General features: G+C 34.1%; 11 protein-coding genes and 2 tRNA genes. 9 read left to right on the top strand and 4 right to left on the bottom strand.

Going from position 1 to position 13,182, the window contains the following annotated elements:
- The first annotated feature begins 20 nt into the window (after positions 1-20).
- The 8 genes from GQ590_RS02825 to GQ590_RS02790 all read left to right on the top strand — a co-directional run bounded on the left by GQ590_RS02825 (position 21) and on the right by GQ590_RS02790 (position 7,428).
- Positions 21-755, top strand: a complete 735-nt coding sequence (locus GQ590_RS02825; protein ID WP_160406410.1) for a transporter substrate-binding domain-containing protein — start codon at positions 21-23, stop codon at positions 753-755.
- 144 nt (positions 756-899) lie between these two features.
- Positions 900-1,628 (top strand): arginine ABC transporter permease ArtQ, encoded by a 729-nt coding sequence (artQ, locus tag GQ590_RS02820; RefSeq protein WP_160406409.1) that lies wholly within the window; start codon positions 900-902, stop codon positions 1,626-1,628.
- Between the two features lie 12 nt (positions 1,629-1,640).
- The gene (locus GQ590_RS02815) at positions 1,641-2,396 is read left to right on the top strand and encodes an ABC transporter permease subunit (protein WP_160406408.1); all 756 of its coding nucleotides are present in this window, start codon (positions 1,641-1,643) and stop codon (positions 2,394-2,396) included.
- 1 nt (position 2,397) lies between these two features.
- Positions 2,398-4,233 (top strand): excinuclease ABC subunit UvrC, encoded by a 1,836-nt coding sequence (uvrC, locus tag GQ590_RS02810; protein WP_160406407.1) that lies wholly within the window; start codon positions 2,398-2,400, stop codon positions 4,231-4,233.
- A 109-nt stretch (positions 4,234-4,342) separates the two neighbouring features.
- Positions 4,343-4,897 carry a CDP-diacylglycerol--glycerol-3-phosphate 3-phosphatidyltransferase gene (pgsA, locus tag GQ590_RS02805; RefSeq protein WP_160406406.1) on the top strand — a complete coding sequence of 185 codons (555 nt, stop codon included), beginning with the start codon at positions 4,343-4,345 and terminating at the stop codon, positions 4,895-4,897.
- A gap of 206 nt (positions 4,898-5,103) precedes the next feature.
- Positions 5,104-5,191: transfer RNA gene (locus GQ590_RS02800), tRNA-Leu, on the top strand.
- Between the two features lie 12 nt (positions 5,192-5,203).
- Positions 5,204-5,279 (top strand) — tRNA-Gly (locus GQ590_RS02795).
- 556 nt (positions 5,280-5,835) lie between these two features.
- A complete protein-coding gene (locus tag GQ590_RS02790; protein ID WP_160406405.1) occupies positions 5,836-7,428 on the top strand; it encodes an ABC-F family ATPase in 1,593 nt (530 codons plus the stop codon).
- Positions 7,429-7,523: 95 nt separating this feature from the next.
- Here GQ590_RS02790 and GQ590_RS02785 read toward each other — a convergent pair whose 3' ends face one another.
- The 4 genes from GQ590_RS02785 to GQ590_RS02770 all read right to left on the bottom strand — a co-directional run bounded on the left by GQ590_RS02785 (position 7,524) and on the right by GQ590_RS02770 (position 11,040).
- Entirely contained in the window at positions 7,524-8,507 is a 984-nt protein-coding gene (locus GQ590_RS02785) for a hypothetical protein (RefSeq protein WP_160406404.1), read from the bottom strand.
- Positions 8,486-8,953, bottom strand: coding sequence for a hypothetical protein (locus GQ590_RS02780; RefSeq protein WP_160406403.1), 468 nt, complete (start codon positions 8,951-8,953; stop codon positions 8,486-8,488). Before GQ590_RS02780 ends, GQ590_RS02785 begins: the two co-directional genes overlap by 22 nt.
- Positions 8,954-9,367: 414 nt before the next feature.
- Entirely contained in the window at positions 9,368-9,706 is a 339-nt protein-coding gene (locus GQ590_RS02775; RefSeq protein WP_160406519.1) for a YggL family protein, read from the bottom strand.
- A 17-nt stretch (positions 9,707-9,723) separates the two neighbouring features.
- Entirely contained in the window at positions 9,724-11,040 is a 1,317-nt protein-coding gene (locus GQ590_RS02770; RefSeq protein WP_160406402.1) for a DEAD/DEAH box helicase, read from the bottom strand.
- A gap of 554 nt (positions 11,041-11,594) precedes the next feature.
- Between GQ590_RS02770 and nikA the strand changes: the two genes are divergently transcribed.
- Positions 11,595-13,160 (top strand): nickel ABC transporter substrate-binding protein, encoded by a 1,566-nt coding sequence (nikA, locus tag GQ590_RS02765; protein WP_160406401.1) that lies wholly within the window; start codon positions 11,595-11,597, stop codon positions 13,158-13,160.
- The last annotated feature ends 22 nt before the right edge of the window (positions 13,161-13,182 follow it).

Raw genomic sequence — 13,182 nt, 5'->3', positions numbered from 1 at the left:
AAATAAAATTGGGTGGATATATGAAAAAAACATTACTCGCTATTTTTCTTGCAAGCACAGCTTTTGTTGCTCAAGCTACAGAGACCTTAACTATCGGTACAGAAGCAACTTATGCACCTTTTGAATTTACGAATGAAAAAAATGAAATTGTTGGATTCGATATTGATGTGGTTAATAAAATTTGTGACGAAATCAAAGTTTCTTGCAAAATTGTTAATCAATCTTTTGACGGCTTAATTCCAAGCTTAAAAACACGTCGAATCGATGCAGCAATAGCTGGGATTGATGTGACACCTGAACGTCAAAAACAAGTTGATTTTACTAAAATTTATTATGACGATAGTTCGATCCAGTTTATTACCTTAAAAGATACCTTAACTAACCTTGAACAATTAAAAGGCAAACGTGTTGGTATTCAAAAAGGGACAACTTATACAAAATATCTAAGTGAAAAATACCCTGATGTTAAACAAGTCAGTTACGATAGCTATCAATTTGCTTTTTTAGATTTAAAAGCAAAACGAATTGATGCGATCGTATCAAGCTCAATTGTTGCTGGTGAATGGCTAGGTAAAGAGACTGATATTGTACCATTAGCTGACAAAATCACCGATCGCGAATTTTTTGGTGAAGGTTTAGGTATAGCGGTAAGAAAAGGTAATGATCAATTATTAAATCAATTTAACCAAGCTATTGATAAACTAAAAGCAAATGGTGAATTAGACGCCATTTATAAAAAATGGTTTAACAAATAGTTATTAAATAGCAAAAATCGACGTCATTATGATCTCGCCGCATACTTTGCGGCGAGTTTATTTTTTATTAAATAATGTTAATTTAACAACGGTTTTCTTATGTCAGACTTTCTAACAAATAAAATAAATTGGATTCTATCTTTTATGGATGGATATATATTGCCATTAACACAAGCGACATCAATTACATTATCATTAGCTTTAGTATCATTAGTGGTAGGCATATTTTTTGCCTTTATTTTTACGCTATTAGAATTGTCTTCAATTAAACCTGTTGCATGGTTAATGTCACTTTTTAATTTAACGATTCGAGCTTTACCTGAACTATTAATTGTTATCGCTATTTATAACGGATTACCGTTGTTACTCATATTATTAAATGATGGTTTTACCGTTAACCTTTACTTTACCTCATTAACAATACAGCTAGACATTCAAGATTTTAATGTTAGCCCTTTTTTATGTGGTGTTGCAGCCCTTTCACTTTTGTATGCTGTCTATGCTTCACAAACACTTCGTGGTGCATTTAAAGCAATTTCAAATGGACAGTGGCAAGCAGCTCAAGTACTTGGACTTAGTAAATCACGTACGTTTTTTCGTATCATAATGCCACAAATGTGGCGCCACGCATTACCAGGATTAAGTAATCAATGGCTAATTTTATTAAAAGATACAGCACTAGTATCAGCTATTGCCATTAATGATTTAATGATGCAAACAAAAGCAATTATAGCTCGAACAAATCAACCTTTTTTATGGTATTTCATTGCAATGATTATCTATTTAATCATCTCAATTTTAAGTCAAAAAGTTATATCTCGAATTGAAAAGTGTTCAACCTATTTTGAACAACCAACATCAGCAAAAAGTTAGTAAGGTCTTATTATGTTTGATACTTTTATTTATTACCTTAAAATCATACTCCAAGGTCTGCCTAATACATTAAGCTTAGGAATTTTAGGGATTTTATCGGCTGGATTGCTGGCAATCATTTTATCGTGTTTATTGTCATTAAATTCGTATGCTTTAACGAAAGCGATTCGTACATATATTATTTTATTTACGGGTTCCCCACTACTTGTACAACTATTTTTAATCTATTATGGCTCATCGCAATTTAGCGAGATGTTAAGTAAAGTACCTATATTTTATAAATTCGCTTCATCGCCTTGGTTTTGTGCATACTTAACCTTAATAGTTGAAACATTAAGTAAAGTACCTGCATTTTACAAATTCATTTCATCACCTTGGTTTTGTGCATACTTAGCCTTAACACTTAATAGTACAGCTTATACTACGCAAATTTTTTACGGCGCGCTAAAATCTTTACCAAAAGGCCAATGGCAAGCTTGTGAAGCACTTGGTATGGATAAAAAACAAACATTAAAAGTTATTTTACCTTATGCATTAAAACGAGCACTTTCAACTTACTCTAATGAGGTTGTCTTTGTTATAAAAGGCACGGCATTAGCATCGATGATTCCCGTGATGGACATTATGGGATATAGCAACCAATTAAATAGTAAGGATTATGATTTTTCTATTTTTATTGTTGCTGGCTTAGTTTACCTCTTGATAAATGGCTTACTTAGCACCATTATGAGGATTATAGAGAAAAAAGCCCTCACTTTCGAAAACTAATATGAGCCAATTTGATTCAAATTCTTTTTTAAAAACAGTCCCACATAAACCGGGTATTTATCAAATGTTTAATGATAAAGAAACCATTATTTATGTGGGAAAAGCCAAAGATCTTAATAATCGACTAAAAAGCTACTTTAATAACAGCAAAAAAACATTAAAAACGGATATGCTAGTCAGCCATATCCATCGTATCGAATTCACGATTACCAATACCGAAACCGAAGCATTACTACTTGAACAAACTTATATAAAAAAACATCAGCCCAAATACAATGTACTTTTAAAAGATGATAAAAGTTATCCATTTATAAAACTAAGTAAAGAACGCCATCCACAACTTTCACTTTATCGAGGGGCGATAAATCGAAAAAAAGATGAGTTTTTTGGGCCTTATCCAAGTGGATATGCGGTAAAACAAATATTAACTTTATTACAAAAAACATTTCCGATAAGACAATGCTTAAATTCAACTTATCGAAATCGAACACGTCCTTGCCTACAATACCAAATTAAGCGCTGCTTAGGCCCTTGTGTGCCAGGTCTAGTTAGTGATGAAGATTACCTTGAACAAGTTAACTATGTTAGATTATTTTTATCTGGTCAATCAGATCAAATACTACAAAAAATAACTGAAGATATGCAAAAAGCTAGTAGTGAGCTTAACTTTGAAAAAGCAGCGGTTTTGCGTGATCAACTTCAAGCAATAAAACACATTAATGAAAAACAAGCAATATACAATAATAATGATAATCTTGATGTTATTGGATTCCATTATGAATTAGGATTAGCTTGTATCTATGTACTGTTTATTCGTAACGGACAAACTTTTGGTCATCGATCATACTTTCCTAAAGTACCATCAAATACAGAACTAGAAGAAGTTATAGAAACTTTTTTAGGACAATTTTATCTACAAGGTAATCAGAATAGAAATATTCCGAGAAAAATTTTACTCAATTTTTCATTATCAGATAAACAACCAATGGAAGAGACACTGTCACTTATTGCAGAGCATCAAGTTAAACTCATTGATGAACCTAAAGGAGATAATCTTAAATTACTCAATATTGCAACAGTAAACGCTCAAACTGAAGTTAAAAATAAGCTATTAGAAAATTCCACAATAAAACAACGATATGACGCATTAAAATCTTTTTTGGGAATCGATAAAATTAACCGAATGGAATGTTTTGATATCAGCCACTTTATGGGTAAAAACACGATTGCATCTTGTGTTGTATTTGATGATAAAGGACCTGTTAAATCTGAATTCCGTCGTTATAATATTACTGGTATCACACCTGGCGATGATTATGCGGCAATGGAACAAGTCTTAACGCGCCGTTACAGTAAAAAAGAACTACCCGACGAAAAGATTCCTGATATTATTTTTATTGACGGTGGTAAAGGGCAACTTAATCAAGCTCTAAAGGTATTTGAACAATTAGAGGTAAATTGGAACAAAAATCATCCTATACTAATTGGTGTTGCTAAAGGTGCTGATCGTAAAGAAGGATTAGAAACCCTCTTTTTTGAAGCTCATGGTACAGGACATTATCTTGATGATCACTCCCCTGCACTATTACTCATCCAACAAATTCGTAATGCATCGCACGATCACGCTATTGTTGGGCAACGCAAAAAAGGGACAAAACAACTTACTGATAGTGCCCTAGAACATATTGAAGGCATTGGAGCCAAAAGACGTCAAGCACTACTAAAACATTTTGGCGGATTAAGAGAGCTAAAAAATGCCAGTATTGACGAAATAGCACAAGTACAAGGCATATCCAAGCCATTAGCAGAAAAAATTTATCTAAATTTAAAGCAATAACACATTGAAAAAATAACATATTTCAGGCAACATAAACGCCAAGAAAATACTGTTTTTTTAATAATCAGTAATATATTGATTAATAAAGAAAAAAAAGAGCTTATGTCACATGAAAATTAATTTTCCAACATCCTTAACATTATTTCGAGTTATTTTAATCCCTTTTTTTGTGTTGGCATTTTATTTATTTCCTCATCGATGGTCTGGCTTTTTTTCTGCATTGATTTTTTTAATTGCTGCGGTGACCGATGTATTAGACGGTTATCTTGCCCGTCGTTTAGGTCAAACCACTAAGTTTGGTGCGTTTTTAGATCCCGTCGCTGACAAAATTATGGTAACCATTGCATTAGTTTTAATTACGCAATATTACCAAGCGTGGTGGATCTCAATCCCGGCAATTATTATTGTTTCGCGCGAAATTATCATATCAGCCCTACGTGAATGGATGGCCGAAATTGGCAAACGTAACAGTGTTGCTGTTTCATCAATTGGCAAAATCAAAACGATTGTACAAATGACAGCGTTAACTTGGCTACTTTGGCGACCTTGTGATATGGTCATTTACGCAGGACTTGCAGCCCTATTTCTTGCAGCATTCTTAACCTTATTATCAATGTTACAATATTTATGGATAGCGCACAGTGATCTACTTAATGAAGAATAACTTTTTAAAATACATTTACATACAGTATTTAATTTTAAAAATTACATTTTTTATTCTATAAAATTAAAAATAAGCTATTTTCAATATATAACAAGTCAAACATTGAGCAATTAAACAATTAATTTAAAATTTTTGTTGACTGAAATGATAAGATAGGTAAAATGCACACCATTCAAAGCGCAATTACTTTCAGTAATTAGTTTTGAGCCCGGGTGGTGAAATCGGTAGACACAAGGGATTTAAAATCCCTCGGCCTTTTTGGCCGTGCGAGTTCAAGTCTCGCCCCGGGCACCAATTCTTACCTATGCGGGAATAGCTCAGTTGGTAGAGCACGACCTTGCCAAGGTCGGGGTCGCGAGTTCGAACCTCGTTTCCCGCTCCAAATTGTATAACTCAACAAAATTGTCTTGATGCTTCGTAAATATTACAAAATAAATTTTTATTTTCTATCTTTTGCATCACTAAATATTTGTTGATTATACCGCATCTCAATTCTAAGTTTGTATCACTCTCTCGGCTTACCCATTCGTTTGTGGCGGATCTATTTAGTAAACTTATTGATTAATAATATGATTGTCACACATTTTACCTAAACAAAGAAAAACAGCTCAACTCTTGTCAAAAAGTTTCAGAAAAGCATAGTGTTTAAGTAAAAAAACAAAAAAATCAGTAAGCAACGCAAGGAATTTCTACACATTATAATATCACTTTACTAGTACCTAATCTATTTTGTCTATTTGTTAATTCATCATGCTTATATTTTGATTGTAAAATAAATGAATTAAAAACTAAACCTAACTTATTCTATAGCAACAAATCAAAGATCCTCAAACAAGTTTTATTATGGCATAATATGCGCCAATTGATATTTCCGCGACTTTACTCAAAGGCTAATTATTACTTGTGAGTAAAGCGCATGTTAAAGAGAGTAAATTCTAGTGTTAAGTACAAATAACATCACAATGCAATTTGGCAGTAAGCCATTATTTGAAAATATCTCGGTTAAATTCGGTAATGGCAATCGTTATGGTTTAATTGGTGCCAATGGTAGCGGTAAATCAACTTTTATGAAGATTATTGGTGGCGATTTAGTGCCAACATCTGGCAATGTTGCTTTAGATCCACATGAGCGATTAGGTAAGTTACGCCAAGACCAATTTGCGTTTGAAGAGTTTACCGTGCTTGATACCGTAATTATGGGGCATACCGAATTATGGCAGATTAAGCAAGAACGTGATCGCATTTACTCACTTCCTGAAATGAGTGAAGATGATGGTTTTAAGGTCGCTGATTTGGAAACCCAATATGCCGAAATGGATGGTTATAGCGCCGAAGCTCGTGCGGGTGAATTATTATTAGGCGTTGGTATTCCAATTGAAAAACACTATGGTTTAATGAGCGAAGTTGCTCCTGGTTGGAAACTGCGTGTATTATTGGCACAAGCCCTATTTTCAAATCCTGATATATTATTGCTTGATGAACCAACCAATAACTTAGATATTGATACAATTCGCTGGCTTGAAGACACCCTAAACCAACGTGAAAGCACCATGATTATTATTTCGCATGACCGCCATTTTTTGAATATGGTCTGTACCCATATGGCAGATTTAGATTATGGTGAATTGCGCATCTATCCAGGTAACTACGACGATTACATGACCGCATCAACGCAAGCGAGAGAGCGTTTGTTAGCCGACAATGCCAAAAAGAAAGCACAAATTAGTGAGCTACAATCTTTTGTTAGTCGATTTAGTGCCAATGCGTCTAAATCAAAACAAGCAACTTCGCGCGCAAAACAAATTGAAAAAATCAAATTAGAAGAAGTCAAGGCCTCTAGCCGTCAAAATCCATTTATTCGTTTTGAACAAGATAAGAAACTATTCCGTAATGCGCTTGTTGTTGAAAAGCTAACCAAAGGTTTTGATAATGGTCCACTATTTAAAAACTTAAACCTAATGGTCGAAGTGGGCGAAAAAGTGGCTATTTTAGGGACTAATGGTATTGGTAAAACCACATTATTAAAAACGCTAATGGGCGAGCTTATTCCCGAACAAGGCGATATAAAATGGTCTGAAAATGCCAATATTGGTTATTATGCTCAAGATCACGAATACGAATTTGAAGGCGATTTAACGGTATTTGACTGGATGAGCCAATGGAAGCAGCCAACTGACGACGAGCAAGCTGTACGTAGTATTTTAGGTCGATTGTTATTTTCACAAGATGATATTAAAAAGCAAGTTAAAGTCCTATCTGGCGGTGAAAAAGGACGTATGTTATTTGGTAAATTGATGATGCAACGTCCTAACATTATTGTTATGGACGAACCAACTAACCATTTAGATATGGAATCGATTGAATCACTCAATATGGCATTAGAGCTTTATCAAGGCACGCTATTTTTTGTTTCACACGATCGCGAATTTGTTAGTTCATTGGCAACACGCATTGTTGAAATTACAGCTGAAAAAGTCATTGATTACACAGGTAATTATGAGGATTACTTGCGTAGCCAAGGGATTGAATAATCAGTTATAAATAAAAATAGCCACTAATAATAATGTGGCTATTTCCTGTTATATTAATAATTTTCATTCAATGATAAAGTATCTTTTTATCGATGCTATTTTCGACAAACGGGAGTGCATCCATTATTTTTAAGCACATTATAACCAACATAACCATTTTGGACATTAATGCCAAATATAACTCTATTTGTATACGCCTGACTACTCCAAGTGCATCCTCGAGATAAATCAAAACCACTTTGAGGATATCCTTTATACAAATTCCCCCACTCACCATAAAACGTCCCATCTATATCTCGAGATAATCTAGCTTTTTGATTATGCACCCATTTAGGAAATGATCCAGTTCCATTCTCTGTTACAGCTGTCGATGCACTTGGAGCATTACTAAGTTCCATTGGTGAATAAAAATAACTTGCCGCTTCTTCTGCACTAATCATCCCTAAATCACGTCCAGCACAAGCATTAGCTGCAGGGAAAATACCATTTCCAGTATCTAAATACTGCTCTGTTTTATATTGTGTTGGAGGAAGTGCTCGTATCCATTTATTAATGGTAAAAGAATAAATAGACGTTTTTGAAGGCGTTATTATATTGGGTTTTGTCCTTGCTGTTAAGGTTACATTAAAAGGTAAATTGGGATGAACGGATGAATTAAAGGTAACAACACCTTCACTTCCTGCTACATTACTTATTGAGACTAAATTCGGATTACTTGATGTATAAATATAATCACTCTGTTTGTTACTCATTCTTAAAGTGAATTTTGCTTGATCAAAAGCCGTTGTGGGGAATTTAGTAGGAGCCAAAGCCGAAAACCCCTCATTAGGGAAGAAAACGCTAGGGTTATAACCGCCAACAAATTTACAATTTTCTTTATTAGTACATGTGTTTTCACCAACACCAGAAGCATCATAAATTTGTAAACTAGCAGGTTTTATATAGCAAACTTTGAAATCATCAACTTTTATTGTATACGTTTTACTAAGACTACCATAAGCATGTTCAGATGGTATGCCATATTCAGATTGCACCTTAACATTACTAGCACTAATCGTCAATTGATATGGCTTTGACATGAATCTAATTTGTTTTTTAATTCATCAGCAGATAACGTTCTTATCGTACCATCTGGCTGTTGATATCGCCAAGTAGCAGTTAAAGTACCTGTTATTCCCATAGTTAAATGAGCGAAATCACCATCATCATCAGCATAACTTACCCCCACAATATCTGACAAATGATTTGGTTGTCCATCAGCAACAACTTTTGTAATAAATTGATTAAATTTGTCTCCACTATGAGCATAAATAACTTCATTGTTCGATGGAGTAATTATCATTAAGCCTTTCGAACTATTCGTTTTTTCAAAACTTAACAGATCGGTTAAATCATTAATTGCAGAACCATTTAATCTAATATAAGGTGAATTACCATGAATCACTGCTGAACTCGTCGCTGATAAAGCGGCATAGCTGTTGTTAATACCTAACAAGATAAGCAACCCAAAAGCTAAAGTCTTCATTCCAATAGGTACTATTTTTATGAAGATTAAATAATCATTAATACCTTTAGACAAATTACTATAAACAGATAATAAACGCTTTAAGAGTTTATTTAGAGATAATTTTAGTTGTTCAAACCTTGTTGTGTGCTTGTGTGCTTGTTATCACCTTCATTCTATCATTATCCATCTTATATTGCAATCCATTATTTAATTTGCTGTTTTTATAAACTCCATCAATTAATATTTATGATATTAATTAAAAAACATACCACTTATAATAATTGAATTAATAACGAGGCTAGGATATAGGAAAAAACAAATAAATTCAGTAATTATTTCATAAAGATTAATAAAGATTAATAAAGTTTAATAAAGTTTAACGAGGAATAGCCACATCAGTGGCTAACTTATTTCAATTAATTGCTTAGCAAATTAAAACTCTAACTCATCCCACCAAATATCGATAAGTGGACTGGTTTTGACATTTTTTAAGCCGTGACTTTCAAGCCATTTTGTGACAATGTCACGATGTTCATCAGTACAGTTGCCGAGTTTTTGAGTACAAATAATACCTTTCCAATTCAAATAACCACTACCCTCATAAGCTAAACCATTTGGTTGAATAGCTTCAAGAATAAATTGATCAACAATATTATCTAAGGTTTCTTCAGTTGTACCTTCGTCAAAAGACCAACTAACAGTAAAACCTAATTCTTTAAACTCGTCGATGTGTAATTTTTTTCGTAAACGTCTACTACGATTAACCATAATCATTTCCTTCTTTTCTATTAAATATTCGTTTGTTTATTTCTAGTATAATGTTGTCTGTTAGCGGATTTTACACTATTTTGCTTCGGTTGCGACGATCGGTTTGTTGTTGAACTTGCTCTTTTTGGCCCAGTTCGCCTTGCTGACGATTTTTTAACAGGCTCTGGTTTTATTTTAGGATCGACTTCAAATCCTTGTGTGGTTAGCTCAGGAATTGACCTTTTAATCAACTTTTCAATCGCTTTTAGTTGTGGAAGTTCATCAATACAAACTAATGAAATAGCTTGTCCTTGATTTTGCGCACGTCCTGTTCGACCAATACGATGCACATAATCTTCAGCAACTTGTGGTAATTCATAATTAACAACATAAGGCAATAACTCAATATCAAGCCCACGAGCAGCAATATCGGTTGCCACTAACGCCCTAATTTGCCCTGTTTTAAAATCGGCTAACGCTTTAGTGCGAGCACCTTGGCTTTTATTACCATGAATTGCAGCAGCCTTAATGCCATCTTTGGTTAATTGATCTGCCAAATGATTAGCGCCGTATTTGGTGCGAGTAAAGATTAGCACTTGTTGCCACTGATTTTTACCAATTAAATAAGAAAGTAACTCACGCTTACGACGTTTATCAACCCGATGTACATATTGCGTGATCTGCTCTGAAGCACTATTGGTTTTAGCAACCTCAATCAATTTTGGTGAATGTAAAATTGTTTCGGCTAAGGCTTTTATTTCGCTTGAAAATGTTGCTGAAAACATTAAATTTTGGCGTTTTTTAGGCAACTTAGCGATCACACGGCGAATATCATGAATAAAGCCCATGTCTAACATACGATCGGCTTCATCCAACACCAACATTTTAACAGTAGCAAGATCCACCGCATTTTGTTGTACTAAATCAAGCAAGCGCCCTGGTGTTGCAATCAAAACATCAACACCACCGCGTAACTTCATCATTTGTGGATTAATACTCACACCACCAAAGACCACTAACGAACGAATGGGCAAATAACGGCTATAATAGCGGATATTTTCGCCTATTTGCGCAGCCAGCTCACGCGTTGGGGCTAAAATCAAGGCATATAACGGACGTTTGCCTTTTTGGGCACCTGCTTTATTGCTATTTTGAGCTTGTTGAATAAACAGTTTTTGCAAAATGGGCAAACCAAAGCCAGCCGTCTTTCCTGTTCCTGTTTGCGCACTGGCCATCAGATCGTTGCCTGATAAAATAACGGGAATAGCTTGTTGTTGAATGGGAGTTGGTGTTGTGTAGTTCTGTTCGTGAATTGCTTTTAAAATCTCGGTATCTAAACCAAGAGAGTCAAATGACATGAAATATTCCTAAAATGAAAAATAAATTATTCATATCCATTATAAAGCAATTCAATAATAAATGTCTGACTATTTAAATAATATTAGCGCTTAACTAATTTTATAAACAAAATCGCTATTACATCAAATGTGTTATCCTACCTATTTAAATAGTTTTTTACATAAACGTAGTACACTCCTGAAACTTTTTGACAAAATGATGCAATCTTTATTTGTTTAGATAAAATGTCTGTTTAAGTAAACTGCGTAATACCCTACTGTACCAATCAGAAATTCATCAAACTAGCCTATTCACAAACAAATAAGATAATCGAAATCGTGATACGAATTTTGAATTGGGATTTAGTATAATCAGCAATTATTTAGCGATTCAAGGGAAAACGTCTTATGCGTTTTTAGAGAGTTATTTTAATTATTGATGTGTAAATAACTCAGCGTTTTTCTATAAATAATATTTTTCAGGAGATCTATAATAAAAAAATCAAATGATATTTATTATCATTTGTGTTTATGCTACTATTTTCTCTTTGATAATGATAATTAATGGATTTTGTATGCATTTTAATCTTAGCGGTATAAAACGTTTATTTATTGCTTTGCTTTTAACAACCCTTAGTCTTAACTGTTTTGCTAAAGATGATATTACTTTTGCAAACTTTCGTGATATTCGTGATTTGAACCCACATCTTTATGGTGGCGAAATGTGGGCGCAAAATATGCTTTATGAGTCGCTAGTTCATTACAATGAGGATGGTACCTTTTCGCCTTGGCTAGCTGAAAGCTGGACCATTACTAACGATGGTAAAACTTATACTTTTAAGTTAAGAAAAGATGTTACTTTTAGTGATGGTGCTAAATTTGATGCCCATAGCGCTAAACTAAACTGGGATGCGGTGCTTTCAAATAAAGTACGTCATACTTGGCTTGAAATGGTACGCCTAATTACCGAAATCAAAGCCGTAGATGATTATACTTTACAAGTTAACCTATCCGAACCTTACTACCCATTTTTGATTGAAATTGCTGTTACAAGACCAATGCGCTTTATTTCACCAAATTCTATGATTGATGGCGAAACTAAAAATGGTGTTAAATCTTATATTGGTACTGGCCCTTATGTTTTAGGCGATCATAAAAAAGATCAGTATGCCATTTTTAACGAAAACCCTAACTACTGGGGCAAAAAACCGCAAATTAAAAAAGTCACAATGAAAGTGATCGCTGATAACCAAAGCCGTTTGATGGCGCTTGAAAAAGGTGAAATTGATCTTATTTACGGTAAAAATATGGTCGATGCTGATTCGTATGAACGATTTGCTAAAATGGATAAGTTTCAAACATTAATGTCAAAACCCGTTTCAAGCCGAATCGTTCTGATGAATACAACAAGGCCACAACTTAAAGATGCCAATGTGCGCCGAGCTATTGAGCATATCATCAGTAAAAAAGATGTTTCTGAAGGTATTTTTAATAATAGCGAAGCGCCAGCCGATACTTTAATGGCAACTAATATTCCTTATGCTAATATCGGGTTAAAACCTTATGAGTATGATACCAACTTAGCAGCGCAACTACTTGATAAAGCAAGTTGGGTTAAAGTGAATGGCGAGCAATATCGTCAAAAAGAAGGCAAACCGTTCGAAATCACCCTTTACTATGATAGCAACACAGCTTCGCAAAAAACCATTGCTCAATATATGCAAGATGAATTTGAGCAAGTTGGTTTAAAATTAAACATTCACGGTGAAGAAGAGCAAGGGTATCGCGATCGCCAAAAAGCCGGTGATTTTGATATGGTTTTTGATATTTCATGGGGGATGCCTTATGATCCGCAGTCTTTCTTATCTGGCATGAAGTTGCCTGTTTATGGTGATTATATTGCTCAGCAAGGCTTAGCAGAAAAAGCTCAAATTGACGCAAGTATTAGCAAAGCGCTTATTTCCACCGATGAACAAGAGCGACAAGCACTTTACCGCTATGTACTAGAAACACTTCATAACGAAGCGGTATACATTCCTTTAACTTATGAACGTAACCGAGCTATTGCCATTAAGTCATTAAAAGGCATTGAATTTGCACCGTCACAATTTGATATTCCATTTGATAAAATGCATTATTAGGTTGTTGATTTTATTATTTAAT

This window comes from Gilliamella sp. Lep-s35 (genome assembly GCF_009795845.1).
In the GTDB taxonomy this organism is placed as follows: Bacteria; Pseudomonadota; Gammaproteobacteria; order Enterobacterales; family Orbaceae; genus Gilliamella.
This window is presented reverse-complemented; position numbering and strand designations above follow the sequence as displayed.

Bases quoted from the DNA above. Each gene is read 5' to 3' on its own strand.
- GQ590_RS02825 (WP_160406410.1), top strand. From the start codon at position 21: ATGAAAAAAACATTACTCGCTATTTTTCTTGCAAGCACAGCTTTTGTT.
- nikA (WP_160406401.1), top strand. From the start codon at position 11,595: ATGCATTTTAATCTTAGCGGTATAAAACGTTTATTTATTGCTTTGCTT.
- uvrC (WP_160406407.1), top strand. From the start codon at position 2,398: ATGAGCCAATTTGATTCAAATTCTTTTTTAAAAACAGTCCCACATAAA.
- artQ (WP_160406409.1), top strand. From the start codon at position 900: ATGGATGGATATATATTGCCATTAACACAAGCGACATCAATTACATTA.
- GQ590_RS02770 (WP_160406402.1), bottom strand. From the start codon at position 11,040: ATGTCATTTGACTCTCTTGGTTTAGATACCGAGATTTTAAAAGCAATT.
- GQ590_RS02785 (WP_160406404.1), bottom strand. From the start codon at position 8,507: ATGTCAAAGCCATATCAATTGACGATTAGTGCTAGTAATGTTAAGGTG.
- GQ590_RS02780 (WP_160406403.1), bottom strand. From the start codon at position 8,953: ATGAAGACTTTAGCTTTTGGGTTGCTTATCTTGTTAGGTATTAACAAC.
- GQ590_RS02815 (WP_160406408.1), top strand. From the start codon at position 1,641: ATGTTTGATACTTTTATTTATTACCTTAAAATCATACTCCAAGGTCTG.
- pgsA (WP_160406406.1), top strand. From the start codon at position 4,343: ATGAAAATTAATTTTCCAACATCCTTAACATTATTTCGAGTTATTTTA.